We start from the raw sequence: 17,036 nt of genomic DNA on the forward strand, positions 1-17,036 counted from the left end.
CCGTAGACTAAAAAAACCCCTCTGTCGAGGGGTTTTGCTTTTTGGTCGTTACGTTCAGCCAATCAGGCTCGGTTAATCACATTGCACTTTCACGGCTAAACCGCCGCGCGACGTTTCGCGGTACTTTGCGTTCATGTCTTTGCCGGTTTCGTACATGGTTTCAATCACTTTATCGAGCGATACGCGCGGTTCGCTGGTGCGACGCATGGCCATGCGTGTTGCATTAATGGCTTTCACCGAGGCAATGGCATTGCGCTCAATGCACGGCACCTGAACCTGACCGGCGACAGGATCGCAAGTGAGACCGAGGTTGTGCTCCATACCAATTTCAGCCGCCACGCACACTTGCTCCGGGCTGGCACCGAGTAATTCCGCCAGGCCCGCTGCCGCCATGGAACAGGCTACGCCGACTTCACCCTGACAGCCGACTTCCGCACCGGAGATCGACGCATTCATTTTGTACAGTATGCCAATCGCCCCGGAAGCGAGGAAGTAACGCAGGGCAATGTCGGTGGTAATCGGCTCAATAAAGTGGTCGTAATAGGCCAACACCGCCGGAACGATCCCGCACGCCCCGTTGGTCGGTGCGGTCACGACGCGGCCGCCAGCGGCGTTTTCTTCATTGACGGCTAACGCGAACATGTTGACCCAATCGACCACATCCATCGGGTCGTTGGAGTGTTTGCCTGCGGCACCCAGAATGCGACGCAGCGCCGAGGCGCGACGCGGTACGCGCAGCGGGCCGGGCAACACCCCTTCGGTATTCATACCGCGATCGATGCAGGCACGCATGGTTTGCCAGACATCGGCAAAGTAGTGCTCAATCTCATCGCGACTGTGCAACGCCAGCTCATTGCGCATCACCAACCCGGAAAGCGACAAACCGTGCTGTTTACAGTGCATCAGCATCTCTTTTGCCGAGTGGAAGGGAAACGGAACCTGAACGTCACCCGCGCTGCTTTGACCAAAGTGGGCTTCATCAACGATAAATCCACCGCCGATGGAGTAATAGGTGTTGCGATACAGAGGGAGGTCGCCGCCAAAGGCGGTAATTGTCATGCCGTTCTCGTGCAGGGAGAGATTCTCACTGCGAAAATTCATGCCACCGTGCAGCGGAAAATCCACTTCATGCTGACCCTTTGCCAGCAACAGGCGTTCGCGCTGTTCCACGTCGCGGATAAATCCCGGAATGGCATCGATGGCGATGGTATCGGGCATGTTGCCCGCCAGCCCCATAATAATGGCGATGTCAGTATGGTGTCCTTTCCCGGTCAGGGAGAGCGAGCCGTAGACGTCAACGGCGATGCGGGTAACCTCGTCGAGCTTGCCCAGCTCAATCAAATCATCGACAAATTGCTTACCGGCTTTCATCGGTCCAACCGTATGAGAGCTTGAAGGGCCAATACCGATCTTGAACATGTCGAAAACGCTTATCACGCGAAAACTCCTCAAAAGCGCAGGTTTAGAATAATACTCCTTAGATCGCGCTATTGTAGTGGGGTTTATATGGCAGGAGTGGGCTTTTCACATGAAAAAATCTTATGCGCCAGGTGAAGATAACTTATAGCAGATCCCCGTCACACTTGCGCTAGCGAAGGATAAACAGGGGAATAGAAATACCCCTGTTTATCTGTGGTTAATGCTGGCGTCGGGGGCCGTCAGAATAAAATGCTAGATTTCAGACGGTTGAGGCAGAGACTTGCAGGGCAAGCTGGCGAATGATGGCGGCGGTCAGCCCCCAGACAAACTGTTGTTGATACCAGGAGAGGTAAACGCGGTGCGTTTGGCGCTGCCGCTCAATATCCAGCGGATAGTAGCGTGTCAGCGAAAATGCATCAGTCAACGGCATCTCAAACAGTTCCGCCACCTCATCCGCATTGGGCCTAACGCGGATATTGGCCGGCAACAGCCCAACCACCGGTGTGACCTGAAAGCCGCTGACGCTGTCCAGCGGCGGCAGCGTGCCTAACACCGTCACGACCTCAGGGGCAATAGCCACTTCCTCTTGGGCTTCGCGCAATGCCGTGGCGATCAGGCTGGCATCGCTGCTGTCCGCAGCACCTCCGGGGAAGGCCACTTGACCGGCATGCTTGCGCAGCGTGCTGGCACGACGGGTTAGCAACAGCGTCGGGGCATCGGCGTGGCACACAATCGGCACCAGCACCGCCGCTTTACGCACTTGACGCACCGGTTTGGCCTGCGGCGCGCGCTGTAACTGAAAGCGGGTGACGAAGTTCGCCAAATCGTCAGTCAGCGTGGGGAATGGCAAAGTAACGGGCTGAATAACCGTGCTCATAACGTGTGCGCCGCACTGAGTTGAGGAAGAATACGGCCCAGTTTATCCAATGTTTCCTGATATTCCGCCTGTTCCTGACTGTCTGCCACGATACCGCCGCCCGCCCAACAGTGAAGCTGGCCTTGCTCTGCGATCAGCGTGCGAATGGTAATGCTGGTATCCATGGTGCCACAGACGCTGATATAGCCAATACTGCCGCAATAGGCGTTGCGGCGATGCGGCTCCAGCTCTTCAATAATCTCCATGGCGCGAATCTTGGGAGCACCGGTGATGGAGCCGCCGGGGAAACAGGCGCGCAGCAAATCCGTGGCATGGCTGCTTTCCGGCAGCCTTGCTTCAATGGTGCTGACCAGATGGTGTACCGCCGGAAACGCCTCAACGTGAAACAGTTCAGGCACCCGCACGCTGCCGGGGACGGCGACGCGCCCAATATCGTTACGCAGCAAGTCGACAATCATTAAATTCTCCGCCCGATCTTTCTGCGAAGCGGCGAGTGCCGTGGCGCGGCGCGCATCTTCCTGCGGATCGGCGGCGCGCGGCAGTGTGCCCTTGATCGGGCGCGTTTCGATGCGCTGGTTGTGTAACTGCAAGAAACGCTCGGGTGATACGCTGATCACGCAGTGCTCCGGCAAGCGGATAAACGCAGAAAACGGGGCCCGATTGGCGCCCGAGAGCGAGAGAAATGCCTGCCATTCGTCACCGCGATAACCTGCGCTGAAACGCTGCGCCAGGTTGACCTGATAGCAATCCCCTGCGCGCAGATAGGCCTGAATGCGTTGAAAGCGTGTACCGTACGCTTCCCGCGTCATATTGGACTGCCACGGCGTGGTCAGTTGGAAATCGTCATGGGTTGCCGTATCCTGCGGCGCAAAGAGCCAGGCAAGGCGGGCAGCATGATTTTCATAGGTCAGCAGCGTCAGCGTCTGCCGTTGGTGATCGGCGATTAGCGCCCAGTCGTAGATGCCCACCGCCATGTCCGCCAGGTGGATATCTTGCTGTGCCCGCGACGGCAGCGTTTCGACGCGCCGCCCGAGATCGTAACCAAACAGGCCGAGTGCACCGCCCTGAAAAGGCATATCGGGGTGCGCGTGCGCGGTGATCCCGGCCCGCGTCATCTCCTGGCGCACCAACAAGAAAGGATCTTGCGTGGAGCACTGCGTGCCGTCCGCGCGCGTGATGAGCGTCTCATCGCCACGTGTGGTTAATGTGGTCACCGGATCGGCCACCATGATATCGAAGCGGTTATGTTGGTGATCGGCAAAACCGGAGTGCAACAGCATGGCCCACTGCTGATCGGCGAAGGGCGCAAACAGGCGCAGCAGGGCATCCGGCTGATAGGGCAGCGAGTGGTAATCGGGTAAACGAGAATCCATCGGTTGTAATGTCATCGTGCAGGTGCTGATTAATTTAGGATATAGCGTTATGATGCGCGCTTATAGGCCACGCGAGTGCGTCAGCCTAGCACACTTCGCCTACGGCGTATAAGGAAGCTGACTGAATGTTTAATGATATGCCCCCCTTGACCCACTCGCAGCAGCAAGATGCGGTTGAACGTATCCAATCGCTGATGGCGGACGGCATGAGCAGCGGAGAGGCCATCGCACTGGTTGCCGCTGACTTGCGGCGGCAACATAGAAGTGACGCTGTCACTTATGATGAAAGCGACGAGGATGAATAATCCTTAACGCTGTCGCTTAGTGGCAAACGCTGCCAGCGATGAGCGATAGCCATGCACTACAGCGCGGCGATAGCCTTGATTTCCACTTTGTATTTCGGGTTCATCAGACGCGCTTCTACGGTACAGCGTACCGGCGCGTGGCCTGCCACCACCCAGGCATCCCAGGCGGCATTCATGGCGTTAAAATCTGCCGCGTTGGCAAGAAAAATCGTCACATCTAACAGACGCGTTTTGTCTGAACCATTCTGACTCAGGATGGCATCAAGCTGCGCCAGGGCGCTTTCGGTTTGTCCCTCGGCATCGGCATCCAGATTCTCCGGTACGCTGGTGTAGTAAAGGGTGCCGTTATGGATCACGGCATCGGACCAGCGGGCTTCTGGTTGAATTCTGATAATGTCTGTCATGGGTTGTCTCCCTGAATCAATCCTGTGAGGTAAAAATCGTTTTGCAGCCTACCATGATTCTGCGACGTGATGCGACGCGATCGCGATGCAGGGTGGCTGCCGGGGCAGACAAAGGGCATAATTGGGCAATAGCTTCACGGCATCCCCTGCGGTTGTGGTTGTGACAATGGGCAGTGACAAATAGAGAGCGTGTGTGACAAAACATTCCGTACAGGACGACTTTTCTCCCGAAGGCACTCTGGCGCGAGCCATTGACGGTTTTAAACCGCGCGAACCCCAGCGTGATATGGCCGCTGCGGTTGAACGTGCCATTTGCGAACAACACGCGCTGGTGGTGGAAGCGGGCACCGGGACCGGTAAAACCTATGCCTATCTGGTACCGGCACTGCGTTCCGAACGCAAGGTGATTGTCTCCACCGGGTCAAAAGCCCTTCAGGATCAGCTTTTCGCCCGCGATTTGCCGCGCATCGCCAGTGCATTGGGCTACACCGGACAGGTAGCGTTACTCAAAGGGCGCTCTAACTATCTGTGTATCGAGCGGCTGGAGCAGCAATCACTGGCCGGGGGCGATCTGAGCGGTGAGGCGTTGAGTGAGCTGGTGCGTTTGCGCGGCTGGTCATCGGCCACGGTGGACGGCGATGTCAGCACCTGCACCGACGTAGCGGAAGATAGCGCGGTATGGCCGTTAGTCACCAGTACCAACGATAACTGCTTGGGGAGCGATTGCCCGCATTATAAAGAATGCTTCGTGGTCAAGGCGCGCCGTAAGGCGATGGAATCCGATGTGGTGGTGGTTAACCATCACCTCTATCTGGCGGATATGGTGGTCAAAGAGAGCGGATTTGCTGAGTTGATCCCCGACAGCGATGTGGTGATTTTTGATGAAGCGCACCAGATCCCCGATATCGCCAGCCACTACTTTGGTCAGCAACTCACCAGCCGCCAACTGCTCGATCTGGCGAAAGATATCATTATTGCCTACCGCACTGAAGTGCGCGATGCGGCGCAGTTGCAAAAATCCGCCGATCGCTTATCGCAAAGCACGCAGGATTTCAGGCTGGCACTGGGTGAACCCGGCTTTCGCGGCAACCTGCGCGATGTGCTGGCACAGCCGTCGCTGCAACGCGCGCTGCTGTTGCTCGATGATGCGCTTGAACTCTGCTATGACGTCGCCAAACTCTCGCTTGGGCGCTCGGCGCTGCTGGATGCCGCTTTTGAACGCGCTACCCTGTATCGCGCTCGTCTCAAGCGGCTACAGGATGTGCAACAGGCCGGTTACAGCTACTGGTATGAATGCAATGCGCGGCACTTCGTGTTGGCACTGACTCCGCTGTCCGTGGCAGACCGTTTTCGTGAGCTGATGAAAGAGAAAAAGGCCGCATGGATATTTACCTCGGCGACGCTGTCAGTCAACGACCGGGTTGAACACTTTACCGAGCGTCTGGGATTGGACCATGCGCACTCCATGCTGCTGCCGAGCCCGTTTGATTATGCGCAACAGACGTTGCTCTGCGTGCCGCGTTTTCTGCCGGAGATGCAGCAACGCGGTGCCGCACAGCGGCTGGCGACGCAGTTGCGCCCGCTCATCGAGGCGAATCGCGGACGCTGCTTTATGTTGTGCACCTCGCACCAAATGATGCGCGATTTGGCCGCCGAGTTCCGCGCCTCACTGACACTACCGGTATTGCTCCAGGGCGAAACCAGCAAGGCGCAACTGTTAGCGCAGTTTGTCTCTGCGGGGAATGCGTTGCTGGTGGCAACCAGCAGCTTCTGGGAAGGGGTAGATGTGCGCGGTGATGCGCTCTCTTGCGTGATTATCGATAAACTGCCGTTTACCTCACCCGACGACCCGCTGCTGAAAGCGCGTATTGAAGATTGTCGTCTGCGCGGCGGCGATCCGTTCGATGAGGTACAACTGCCCGATGCGGTCATCACGTTGAAGCAAGGGGTGGGGCGTTTGATTCGGGATGTGGACGATCGCGGCGTTATCGTTATCTGCGATAACCGCCTGGTGATGCGTCCTTACGGCAAAACCTTTCTGCAAAGCCTGCCGCCCGCTGCCCGCACGCGCGATCTGGCGCAAGCGATACGTTTTCTGTCCCGCACCGAGGCGGTGTGATGCCTCTGAGTAATTCCCTGCGCGGTGTGCTATGCTTCGCCGCGTTATTTTGTTTCCCTGCCTGAGGTCGGCATGTCTACGCGAATTTTAGCGCTCGATACTGCGACGGAAGCCTGTTCCGTTGCGCTCTGGAATGATGGTCAAATTTTCTCCCTGTATGAAGTGTGTCCCCGTGAACATACCCAACGCGTGTTGCCGATGGTGCAACAGGTGCTGGCTGAAAACGGTGTGTCGTTGAACAGTCTGGATGCGCTGGCGTTTGGTCAGGGCCCCGGCAGCTTCACCGGCGTGCGCATCGGTATTGGTATTGCGCAAGGACTGGCGTTAGGCGCGGATTTGCCGATGCTGGGGATCTCCACGCTCGCCACGATGGCGCAGGGGGCCTGGCGTCGTACCGGGGCCACGCGTGTGCTGGCGGCGATTGACGCCCGCATGGGAGAAGTCTATTGGGCTGAGTATCAGCGTGACGTTGACGGCAACTGGCAGGGCGACGAGCATGAAGCGGTGCTGACGCCGCAGCAGGTGCTGGAGCGCACTCTATTACTGCGCGGTGAATGGGCGACCGTTGGAACCGGGTGGGAAGCCTATCCGACACTGGCTGCCCACGCGGAGATCGCTCTGTCTCCGGGCGACATGCTGCTGCCGCAGGCGCAGGATATGCTGCCGCTGGCCTGCCATCAATGGCAGTCGGGCAAGGCGGTTGCCGTCGCCGATGCGTTGCCGCGCTATTTGCGCAACAACGTCACCTGGAAAAAATTACCCGGTCGCGCCTGATAACAGCGCAACTTATTGCATTACGACCTACTCTAATGAGTAGGTAATGGCAAAGGGATCAGTATCATGGCGATGTCTTATTGGTCAAAGCGGGTGACGTTCGCAGCGCTGGCACTGTTGTTGGCAGGCTGTTCCTCGATTCCTGAATCAATCCAGAGTAGCTCGGAAAGACCGTACGACCGGTTGTCGCAAATCACGTTGATGCCGCAGGTGGCCTTGGGCCAGGAGGCGCGTCTCGGCGGCCGCGTTGTTGCCGTGCATAACGACAATGACAAAACCCGTTTGGTGATTGTCAGCCTGCCGTTGGATCGCTGGGCGCGACCTCAGTTGGACAGCGTTTCGGAAGGGCGATTCATTGCCAACGTCAAAGGCTTCCTTGAACCCCTCGATTTTCAGGGGCGGTTGGTGACGGTGGTGGGTTCGGTGGCAGAAATGGAGCAAGGGCAGATAGGCAGCAGACCTTATCGTTTCGTGGTAATCAATGTGACGGGTTATCAGCGCTGGAACGAAACGCAGCAGGTCATCTTGCCGCCCGGCGCGGCCGATCCCTGGGGATGGGATTGGCGTTACCGGCGGGGTTGGGGCTTTGGCAATGACTGGGGCCCGGCGCGCATCGAGACCATCGTGACGCAATAAATGACGGTTTTTCTCTTTTAGATAAATCCGGAACAACGAGGCGACGCAGGTCGCCTCATTTTTTTGATACATATAGTTAACAATAAGGCGTGATCGAACTCTCAACCTCGATATTGTCTCAGCAGCAACTGGTAAGCTGAGTTAAAATAATGTTAATTGAACGAGCGGTGGGAGAATCATCATGCCACTAAAAAAATACCTTGGGAGTGATGCCTTGGAGAAAATCTGGTTAACGCGTTATCCGGCGAACGTGCCCGCCGACATTAATCCGGATAACTATACGTCGTTGGTCGATCTTTTTGAAAATGCGGTTGCTCGATATGCCGACCTGCCCGCGTTTATTAACATGGGTGAAGTGATGACCTTCCGCAAGCTGGAAGAGCGTAGCCGCGCGTTTGCCGCCTATTTGCAGAATCAACTGCACCTGCAAAAGGGCGATCGCGTGGCACTGATGATGCCAAACCTGTTGCAATATCCGGTCGCGCTGTTTGGCATTTTGCGCGCCGGATTGGTGGTGGTTAACGTCAATCCGCTCTACACGCCGCGTGAGCTGGAACACCAGTTGAAAGACAGCGGTGCCATCGCGATTGTGATTGTGTCCAACTTTGCACATACGCTGGAAAAAGTGGTGTATAACACCAGCGTTAAGCACGTGATCCTGACGCGCATGGGCGATCAGCTCTCCACTGCGAAAGGGACGCTGGTCAACTTTGTGGTCAAATATATCAAACGTCTGGTGCCGAAATACCATCTGCCGGATGCCATTTCGTTTCGCAGCGCGCTGCAACAAGGACGCCGTCTGCAATACATCAAACCGCAGATCGTGAATGCCGATTTGGCGTTTTTGCAATACACCGGCGGCACCACCGGGTTGTCGAAAGGCGCGATGCTGACGCACCGCAATATGCAGGCGAATCTGGCACAGGCGAAAGGCGCTTACGGCCCGGTGCTGCAAGAGCGCCATGAGTTGGTGGTCACCATGCTGCCGCTTTATCACATCTTTGCGCTGACGGTAAACTGCCTGCTGTTTGTTGAGTTGGGTGGGCAAAATCTGCTGATCACTAACCCGCGCGATATTCCGGCGGTGGTGAAGGAACTGGGCAAATACCCGTTCACCGCGGTCACGGGTGTTAACACCTTGTTTAACGCGCTGCTGAATAACAAGGCCTTCCACGAGCTGGATTTTTCTACGCTGCGTTTGTCGGTGGGCGGCGGCGCATCGGTGCAGCAATCGGTGGCGGAGCGCTGGGAAAAATTGACGGGTAAACACCTGCTGGAAGGCTATGGCCTGACGGAAAGCGCACCGCTGGTGGCGGGCAATCCCTATGATTTAAAACACTACAGCGGCAGCATTGGTTTGCCGGTGCCCTCCACCGATGTGCGCATTGTCGACGATGAGGGGCACGATGTTGCGCCGGGAGAATCGGGCGAGCTGTGGGTAAAAGGGCCACAGGTGATGCTGGGCTACTGGCAGCAACCGGCCGCGACGCAAGAGGTGCTGAAAGAGGGCTGGCTGGCAACCGGCGATATTGTCACGGCAGATGAAGAGGGGTTTCTGCGCGTGATCGATCGCAAAAAAGACATGATTCTTGTGTCCGGGTTTAACGTGTATCCGACAGAAATCGAAGAGGTGATCGCGCGCCATCCAAAAGTGTCCGAAGCAGCGGTAATCGGTGTGGAAAGCGAACTGAGTGGTGAAGCGGTAAAAGCTTATGTGGTGGCCCGTGATAGCAGCCTGAGCAAAGATGAACTGATCACCCATTGCCGCCGTAATCTGACCGCTTATAAAGTGCCAAAACTGGTCGAGTTTGTGGAAGAATTGCCGAAATCAAACGTGGGAAAAATTCTGCGCCGCGAGCTACGTGCCGACAATGGCAAGAAAAAGTCCTCCGATGAAGGTGCCGCAAAGGTTTCCTGATTTATCAATAAAACGTCTGCCAGATCGCAGCAGGACAGGCTATCATAGCAAAAGGTTAACAACGCCGGTTTTACCGGCGTTGTTTTTGCAGTAGCCGACAGTTAAAAAACAAGAGAACACGTTTTGAATTATCAGTTAATCAGCGACAACAATGGCCTGGAACAGGTTTGTCAGCAGGCGCGTCAGCACACGCAAGTCGCGCTGGATACCGAATTTGTTCGCACTCGCACCTATTATCCGCAGTTGGGTCTTATCCAGCTGTTTGACGGTGAAACCCTCTCCCTGATTGATCCCCTCACTATCAGCGCCTGGCAGCCGTTTGTGGCGCTGTTGCAGGATGCGCAGGTGACCAAGTTCCTGCACGCCAGCAGTGAAGATCTTGAGGTGTTTCTTAACGCGTTTGGCGTGTTGCCGCATCCGTTTATCGATACTCAGATTTTTGCCGCCTTTCTCGGTAAGCCCTTGTCGTATGGATTTGCTGCATTGGTGGCAGATTATCAAGGCGTGACGCTGGACAAGACCGAATCGCGCACCGACTGGCTGGCTCGCCCATTGACTGAGAAACAGTGTGACTATGCCGCCGCAGACGTCTTCTATTTGTTGCCGATGGCGGAGAAGATTGTGGCCGAAACCCGTGAGGCTGGATGGCTGAACGCGGCGTTGGATGAGTGCCGGTTACTGTGTCAGCGTAAGCAGGATATTCTCACGCCAGAACTGGCCTATCGCGAATTTGGCAACGCCTGGCAACTGCGCGGTAAGCAGTTGGCTTGCCTGCAACTGCTTGCTCAGTGGCGTTTGAACCTGGCGCGCCAGCGCGACAGCTCAGTCAACTTTGTGGTGCGGGAAGAAAATTTGCTTCAGGTGGCGCGCTGCATGCCGTCCTCGCTGGGCGAGTTGAGCGCACTGGGGCTGAGCGGCCCGGAAATCCGTTACCACGGTAAAACACTGCTCGATCTTGTGGCCCAGGCCAATGCGCTGGCGGAATCCCAGTATCCCGCGCCGATCGTCAATCTGATCGACTATCCGGGCTATAAGCGCGTGTTCAAGGACATCAAGAATCTGGTGACACAGGTGAGTGAACGTAGCGGGCTTTCTGCCGAGTTACTGGCATCACGGCGTCAGATCAACCGCTTGTTGAATTGGCATTGGAAGCTGTTTGCTCAGGAAGGCACTGCGCCTGAAATGTTGAACGGCTGGCGAGCCGAACTGTTCGATGCGCCATTGCGCGATTTATTGACGCGCGAAGGGTAACGTCAGAATAACCCCCACAGGATGTGGGGGTTATTAATTCCCAAGACTCATTTAGCGGGTTCTTCCGGTTCTGGCAGGGTGACGTTAAGCTCGAGCACGGAGATATCATCTCCTTTTTGCTCCAACTGTACCGTCACCATTTCCGGGTCGATCTGTACGTATTTACAGATCACCGCCAAAATATCCCGCTTTAACTGTGGCAAATAATGTGGCTCATTGTCGCCACGGCGGCGTTCCGCAACGATAATTTGCAGCCGCTCCTTGGCAATATTCGCGGTGTTTTTTTTGCGGGACAGAAAGAAGTCGAGTAAGGCCATAATTTATCCCCCAAAAAGGCGTTTAAGAAAACTCTTTTTCTCTTCCTCAATGAAACGGTAGGGACGATCTTCACCCAGCAAGCGATCGACGGTATCAGCGTATGCCTTACCTGCGTCGGAAGCGATATCAAGGATCACCGGTTCCCCCTGGTTTGATGCACGCAGTACGGACTGATCTTCAGGAATAACGCCAACCAGCGAAATACGAAGAATCTCCAGTACATCTTCCATACTTAACATATCACCGCGGCTAACGCGGCCTGGATTGTAACGGGTGAGCAGCAGATGCTCTTTAATCGCATCCTGACCGCGTTCGGCCCGGCGTGATTTGGAGGCAAGGATACCAAGAATGCGGTCAGAGTCGCGCACTGACGACACTTCCGGGTTGGTGGTAATGATGGCTTCGTCGGCAAAATAGAGCGCCATCAACGCACCGGTTTCAATCCCAGCCGGAGAATCACAAATGATAAAATCAAACTCCATTTCTGCCAGCGTATCCAACACTTTTTCCACGCCTTCGCGCGTCAGCGCATCTTTGTCACGGGTTTGTGACGCGGGCAGGATATAGAGGTTTTCCGTGCGTTTATCTTTGATCAATGCCTGATTCAGCGTGGCATCGCCTTGAATCACATTGACGAAGTCGTAGACTACGCGGCGCTCGCATCCCATGATGAGATCGAGGTTACGCAGCCCAATATCGAAGTCGATAACAACCGTCTTTTTACCTTTCTGGGCTAAACCGGTAGCAATGGCCGCGCTTGAAGTAGTCTTGCCAACGCCCCCTTTACCCGATGTAACAACAATAATGCGTGCCATAAATAGTTCCTTGTTAAAGGGCTTAGTCTAGAGGTTGTATGGTTAAATCGTTTGCGAGCAGATCGAGTTTCAGGCGCGCAGCCTGCCCGACGTGGGCCGCTGGGATCTTGTCGCTGAGCCAGTAGCGCCCGGCGATGGATACCAGTTCGGCGGCAAGATGCGTACAGAAGATTTGGCTCTGCACATCGCCCGAGACGCCCGCCAGCGCGCGGCCCCGCATCATGCCGTAAATATGGATATTGCCATCGGCGATCACTTCTGCACCGGCGCTGACGCTGCTCAGTACAATTAAATCGCCTTCTCTGGCGTAAATCTGTTGGCCGGAACGAACCGGCGCGGTAATCACTTTGGTTTTGGCTATTGCAGGTGACATGGGAATAGGTTCAGGTGCCCGACGCGACGACTTGCCTTCATTTAACAGCGGCAATCCCGCCTTGATAATGGCTTTTTTCAGTGTCTCGTCCTTACAACCGCTCACACCCACCACGTGTAACCCCGTAGAAATAATAGCGTGCTGGATAGATAACCAGTCTATTTCATCCGTCAGGGCGGCAACATTAATAACCACAGGCGCATTTTTTAAAAATGCGGGAGCCTGCTCGATCTTTTCCTGTAATGCTTTAATAATTACCTCGGGTTGCGACTCATACAAATGAACAACCGATAAGGTAAAATTGCTGCCTTTTAACTCAATTGGCGTTTGTGACATCTATCCTGACTCAGTTTCAGCCTGTTAAATCCCTGGATTGGCATGGCAACATGATATTCCAGAGTGCTGTAAGCATGTTATAGTCACAATTATATACAGGCAAGGTGACATTCCCATCTAATCGAGTAAAAAAATGTTTTGTGTGATCTATCGAAGCGCCAAACGCGATCAAACCTATCTCTATGTTGATAAAAAAGACGATTTTTCCCGCGTGCCGGAAGCGCTGATGAAAAGCTTTGGCACGCCGCAGTTGGTGATGCTATTACCGCTTGATGGCAGCAAAAAATTAGCGTCAGCCGACATTGAAAAAGTAAAGCAGGCGCTAAAAGAAGAAGGTTTTTATCTGCAAATGCCGCCGCCTCCGGAGAATTTGTTATCCGTTCATCACAACGTCAGCAAATAACGTGGTACCGTGTTTGGGATGAAAATTCGGTTTTTTCTTAACCGTTTTCCACCCCAAATTGCCTAGCTTAGGCGTCGTGCTGATGCGTAACGGCGCTTAAAAAGTATGATCTGGCGTTGAGTTCTTTACTTATATTTTTCCGCATTACCGTCTACAGGCTTGTTTTATCGGCGCAGAGACGTATAAATAAACCCCTGACGTAAAGGGATACCCACCGGTTTGCCTGATGCACTGGGTATCTGAGCGTGATTTTCAACTGACAGGGCAGGAGATATCCATGTACCAACACAGAGACTGGCAGGGCGCATTGCTCGATTTCCCGGTAAATAAAGTGGTTTGCGTTGGCAGTAATTACGCAGACCACATCAAAGAAATGGGAAACTCGGTCGCCCCTGAACCCGTGCTATTTATCAAACCTGAGACCGCACTGTGCGATCTGCGCCAACCAGTGGCTATTCCGAAAAACCTGGGCTCGGTGCATCACGAAGTTGAACTGGCGGTGCTGATTGGCACGCCGCTTAAGCAGGCAAACGAAGAGCGCGTGGCGCGCGCGATTGCCGGTTACGGTGTTGCGTTGGATTTGACGCTGCGTGACATTCAGTCCGAATGCAAAAAGGCCGGTCGCCCCTGGGAGAAAGCCAAAGGGTTTGATGGTGCTTGCCCGATTTCCGGTTTTATTCCCGTCGCCGAGTTTGGCGATCCGCAGCAGACGGATTTAGGCGTGAAGGTGAATGATGAAATCCGCCAGCAGGGCAATACGCGCGATATGATCACGCCGATTCTGCCATTGATTGCTTACATGAGCCGCTTTTTCACGCTGCGCGCAGGGGATGTGATCCTGACCGGCACCCCTGCGGGCGTTGGCCCGATTGTGTCCGGCGATATGCTGACTATCACCATCAACGATCGCAGCCTGTCCACGCGGATTATCTGATCTTTCTCTGACCCGTTCCCGTTGGGGACGGGTAAAGCACTTGCTTCACCTCGCCAAATCCGTTATATACCCGTCATAATTCACATTGCAGATGTGGTTGGCGGGGCGTTTGTGCGTTGCCAGATAACATAAAGATTGATGAGATACTGTGCATGAGCGAACGCGATTTTTGGCAGCAAAAAACCTTGTCTGAAATGTCCGACCACGAGTGGGAGTCCTTGTGCGACGGCTGCGGTCAGTGCTGCTTGCATAAACTCATTGATGAAGACACTGAAGAACTCTACTTCACCAATGTCGCCTGTAATCAGTTAAACATCAAAACCTGCCAATGCCGTAATTATGAACGGCGATTCGAGTATGAGCCGGATTGCATCAAGCTGACGCGGGAAAACCTGCTCTCTTTCGACTGGTTGCCCGCTACCTGCGCTTATCGATTGATCCACGAAGGGAGAGATCTGCCCGGCTGGCATCCGCTGCGCGCGGGTAACAAAGCGCTGATGCACAGTGAACGCATCTCCGTGCGCCACATTGCGGTGCGTGAAACCGAGGTTGTCGATTGGCAGGACCATATCCTGAATAAACCGGAGTGGGCGCGCTAAGCATTGTGGTGCAGCGTGTTGACTGCTGTTGTTAACAGTCATCCCATTCCCGTAAACGCCGTATATCCTCTGCGCTGCGATGGCTGATCTCAGCGCGTTTCAAACGAACGCAGTAGAGTCTCAAACCGTCAGAGACATGGGAACGGCACGGCTACAATAATATTTGGAAGAAGTCTATGTCATTACGCTTTAGGTTAGAGCATAAGTACTACTTTGCTTAATGTTGACTTTCTAAATATCGCTGTATATCTCTCGATATACGTGATTGCCGTTCCAATTCTTGATTCTCAAAGAAAAGATTATCACGTTTAAGCGTATTACCACCGCGCCTCATCTCTATTCGTGAAAGAGCGTAACACCGCTCTTGATTGATGTCCGCCCCCCGTTTGTTTATCTCTTCGGTTATGCGAAGTACTGTGTGCCCATGACTGTTGTATGTGCCTAATGCTTTACACAGATCGTCATTGTTGTACGCAGATATCTGCTGGCTGGATAGGCTTGTGGCAGCGCACCCGGATAAAACCAGTGCCATTGCTAAAGTTAATTTCATGAGCACTCCTGGCGATAAGAGCCTTGGGCAAATGCAACAAATGGGATTGATGTGACTAATAGGGTCATGGCGAGTCCTTCTACCGTTGTCTTGTTTATGGCCCAAAATGGTATCTGGACGTCAGTTTTAACAACAGAAACAAAGGGTAAACCAACTGTGTTTAGTTAAAAACGCGTCACTGGTTATGACATTAATGACTTTATCTTAGCAACTTTGAACGAAGTTATCCGCAAACGGGGTCAGTTAAATATACCTGGCAAATAAATCTTGATAAATATCGTTATCTTGGGAAGGGGCATCCTATCGCAGAACCACAATGGGTTCAGGGGCAATGATTAAGGCTGCGATTAAGTTGGGGCGCAATGCATTTGCGTCGAGTTTGAAGAGGAACGATATAGGCAGACGTTGAGAGAATTGATAGGTGGGGTCGCCTAATATACCAGCTTGTATAATTACCCGACTACTGTTGGGAATCATAAGGATTTTTTCATGAGGAATGTGATTACTTCCCTGATAATAACAATCATGGTATCTGGATGCGCTGTCGAGAACTTCGACCCGAATAAAATTCACATCAGTCAGCCTAAGAGCACCATGCCTAATCAGTACGACAGACCAACCCCATCACAGAGAGCGGCTATCATGTCCGGAGAACGGCCTGATTGGGATAAGAAAGACGGGAGTTCGGTGGGTTATGGTGTTGCTCGGTGAACCTCATTTCTGATTCTTGTAGTCCGAAACCTGTGAGCCCGATGGGCGCATTGTCCGCGTTCCCTCCCATTATGATCCGGTAGCCCGCGTCTACAACGGGGCATAGAACGGCACCTTTAAATGGGCATTCACCAATAACCTGGCCTGTGGGTGTATTACGACATGTAGAGCAGCGATCGCTTTACTGGCAGTAATACAGGGTTCAGTGACTTGTCGTTGTGGAGAATGAAGTATCTTTCTCAGTTAAGACCTGGCGAGCTAGGCCAGCGTCAGGACGGCACTGTGGTACCAAGACTACTGAATCGACACGAGGAATAGTATGAAAAACGCAAAGGTTTGCAGCCGGTTAGCCGTTGTTCTGGCTTTAATGGTCAGCTCAGCATCATTGATGGCAGCGGAAAAGAGCACAATCAGGGAACAAGATCTTGCTCAGGCGTTTGTCATTACACTGAACGCCACAACGGTTAACGGCTTTGTGAGTATTGCCCGAGGCCGTAATTGTGTGGTTCAGGGAGCAAATGGCATTCCCACCCTGCTAACGTGCCCCGAGGCATCAAAAACTGCACCGGTTACTACGGCTTTCAAGATCATTGAACTCAGTCATGATGAGTGCCTGGCTGATGATGGCATGGGGCCTGTAGTTAAGAGATGCGATATCAAGGATCCCGCTCAGCATTGGGATGCGCTAACCGCGGGACCCACCCACGTTAAAAACTTCGAGACAAAAAGATGCCTGACGTCAGTGGGACTTGATAAACCACTCAAGTTGCAAAGCTGCACGGGTTCTTTTGCACAGACCTGGGTTCTGCCGCAGTAAGAAACTGCGGTCAAGTTTAACTGTAGGTCTACTTCGGTGGGCCTTTTCTTTTCCGCTATCTATGGTAGTTAACGGTGTTAGTTGAGGAAAGTGAAAAACTGCTA

General features: G+C 53.9%; 18 protein-coding genes. 10 read left to right on the top strand and 8 right to left on the bottom strand.

The window, feature by feature from the left end:
* Positions 1-72 precede the first annotated feature (72 nt).
* The 3 genes from J5067_RS03780 to pabB all read right to left on the bottom strand — a co-directional run bounded on the left by J5067_RS03780 (position 73) and on the right by pabB (position 3,684).
* The gene (locus J5067_RS03780) at positions 73-1,437 is read right to left on the bottom strand and encodes an L-serine ammonia-lyase (RefSeq protein WP_264650464.1); all 1,365 of its coding nucleotides are present in this window, start codon (positions 1,435-1,437) and stop codon (positions 73-75) included.
* A 241-nt stretch (positions 1,438-1,678) separates the two neighbouring features.
* Positions 1,679-2,296 (bottom strand): CoA pyrophosphatase, encoded by a 618-nt coding sequence (locus tag J5067_RS03785; RefSeq protein ID WP_264650465.1) that lies wholly within the window; start codon positions 2,294-2,296, stop codon positions 1,679-1,681.
* The gene (pabB, locus tag J5067_RS03790; protein WP_264628301.1) at positions 2,293-3,684 is read right to left on the bottom strand and encodes an aminodeoxychorismate synthase component 1; all 1,392 of its coding nucleotides are present in this window, start codon (positions 3,682-3,684) and stop codon (positions 2,293-2,295) included. The genes J5067_RS03785 and pabB overlap by 4 nt, the downstream gene beginning before the upstream one ends.
* Before the next feature lie 110 nt (positions 3,685-3,794).
* Here pabB and J5067_RS03795 point away from each other — a divergent pair, with 110 nt between their 5' ends.
* Complete coding sequence (locus J5067_RS03795; protein ID WP_264642525.1) at positions 3,795-3,974, top strand: YoaH family protein; 180 nt, start codon at positions 3,795-3,797, stop codon at positions 3,972-3,974.
* Positions 3,975-4,030: 56 nt separating this feature from the next.
* On the opposite strand, the gene J5067_RS03800 is transcribed toward J5067_RS03795, so the two are convergent.
* Positions 4,031-4,378 carry a RidA family protein gene (locus J5067_RS03800; RefSeq protein WP_264650466.1) on the bottom strand — a complete coding sequence of 116 codons (348 nt, stop codon included), beginning with the start codon at positions 4,376-4,378 and terminating at the stop codon, positions 4,031-4,033.
* A 193-nt stretch (positions 4,379-4,571) separates the two neighbouring features.
* Between J5067_RS03800 and J5067_RS03805 the strand changes: the two genes are divergently transcribed.
* From J5067_RS03805 to rnd, 5 genes are all read left to right on the top strand, one after another.
* A complete protein-coding gene (locus tag J5067_RS03805) occupies positions 4,572-6,497 on the top strand; it encodes an ATP-dependent DNA helicase (protein WP_264642527.1) in 1,926 nt (641 codons plus the stop codon).
* Positions 6,498-6,569: 72 nt separating this feature from the next.
* On the top strand, positions 6,570-7,271 hold the full coding sequence (gene tsaB, locus J5067_RS03810; protein ID WP_264642528.1) for a tRNA (adenosine(37)-N6)-threonylcarbamoyltransferase complex dimerization subunit type 1 TsaB: 702 nt from the start codon (positions 6,570-6,572) through the stop codon (positions 7,269-7,271).
* Between the two features lie 66 nt (positions 7,272-7,337).
* Entirely contained in the window at positions 7,338-7,907 is a 570-nt protein-coding gene (locus tag J5067_RS03815; RefSeq protein ID WP_264642529.1) for a Slp family lipoprotein, read from the top strand.
* A gap of 214 nt (positions 7,908-8,121) precedes the next feature.
* On the top strand, positions 8,122-9,825 hold the full coding sequence (gene fadD, locus J5067_RS03820) for a long-chain-fatty-acid--CoA ligase FadD (protein ID WP_264643714.1): 1,704 nt from the start codon (positions 8,122-8,124) through the stop codon (positions 9,823-9,825).
* 123 nt (positions 9,826-9,948) lie between these two features.
* On the top strand, positions 9,949-11,076 hold the full coding sequence (gene rnd / locus J5067_RS03825) for a ribonuclease D (protein ID WP_264650467.1): 1,128 nt from the start codon (positions 9,949-9,951) through the stop codon (positions 11,074-11,076).
* A 47-nt stretch (positions 11,077-11,123) separates the two neighbouring features.
* Here the strand turns inward: rnd and minE are convergent, their stop codons facing one another.
* From minE to minC, 3 genes are read right to left on the bottom strand one after another with little or no spacing between them, the layout of a single operon-like run.
* Positions 11,124-11,393, bottom strand: coding sequence for a cell division topological specificity factor MinE (gene minE, locus J5067_RS03830; protein WP_264642531.1), 270 nt, complete (start codon positions 11,391-11,393; stop codon positions 11,124-11,126).
* Positions 11,394-11,396: 3 nt separating this feature from the next.
* Positions 11,397-12,209 (bottom strand): septum site-determining protein MinD, encoded by an 813-nt coding sequence (minD, locus tag J5067_RS03835; protein WP_195313355.1) that lies wholly within the window; start codon positions 12,207-12,209, stop codon positions 11,397-11,399.
* 22 nt (positions 12,210-12,231) lie between these two features.
* Positions 12,232-12,918 (bottom strand): septum site-determining protein MinC, encoded by a 687-nt coding sequence (gene minC / locus J5067_RS03840; RefSeq protein WP_264650468.1) that lies wholly within the window; start codon positions 12,916-12,918, stop codon positions 12,232-12,234.
* A 133-nt stretch (positions 12,919-13,051) separates the two neighbouring features.
* Here minC and J5067_RS03845 point away from each other — a divergent pair, with 133 nt between their 5' ends.
* The 3 genes from J5067_RS03845 to J5067_RS03855 all read left to right on the top strand — a co-directional run bounded on the left by J5067_RS03845 (position 13,052) and on the right by J5067_RS03855 (position 14,854).
* Positions 13,052-13,321: a YcgL domain-containing protein gene (locus tag J5067_RS03845; RefSeq protein ID WP_264642533.1), complete on the top strand. Its 270-nt coding sequence runs from the start codon at positions 13,052-13,054 to the stop codon at positions 13,319-13,321.
* A 277-nt stretch (positions 13,322-13,598) separates the two neighbouring features.
* Positions 13,599-14,255 carry a fumarylacetoacetate hydrolase family protein gene (locus J5067_RS03850; RefSeq protein WP_264642534.1) on the top strand — a complete coding sequence of 219 codons (657 nt, stop codon included), beginning with the start codon at positions 13,599-13,601 and terminating at the stop codon, positions 14,253-14,255.
* Between the two features lie 152 nt (positions 14,256-14,407).
* Positions 14,408-14,854 carry a YcgN family cysteine cluster protein gene (locus tag J5067_RS03855; protein ID WP_264642535.1) on the top strand — a complete coding sequence of 149 codons (447 nt, stop codon included), beginning with the start codon at positions 14,408-14,410 and terminating at the stop codon, positions 14,852-14,854.
* Between the two features lie 217 nt (positions 14,855-15,071).
* Here J5067_RS03855 and J5067_RS03860 read toward each other — a convergent pair whose 3' ends face one another.
* Positions 15,072-15,404 carry a hypothetical protein gene (locus J5067_RS03860; RefSeq protein ID WP_264628421.1) on the bottom strand — a complete coding sequence of 111 codons (333 nt, stop codon included), beginning with the start codon at positions 15,402-15,404 and terminating at the stop codon, positions 15,072-15,074.
* A 1,030-nt stretch (positions 15,405-16,434) separates the two neighbouring features.
* Here J5067_RS03860 and J5067_RS03865 point away from each other — a divergent pair.
* Positions 16,435-16,932: an RICIN domain-containing protein gene (locus tag J5067_RS03865; RefSeq protein WP_264642588.1), complete on the top strand. Its 498-nt coding sequence runs from the start codon at positions 16,435-16,437 to the stop codon at positions 16,930-16,932.
* Positions 16,933-17,036: the final 104 nt, after the last annotated feature.

This window comes from Candidatus Symbiopectobacterium sp. NZEC151 (assembly GCF_025962655.1).
Classification (GTDB): Bacteria; Pseudomonadota; Gammaproteobacteria; order Enterobacterales; family Enterobacteriaceae; genus Symbiopectobacterium.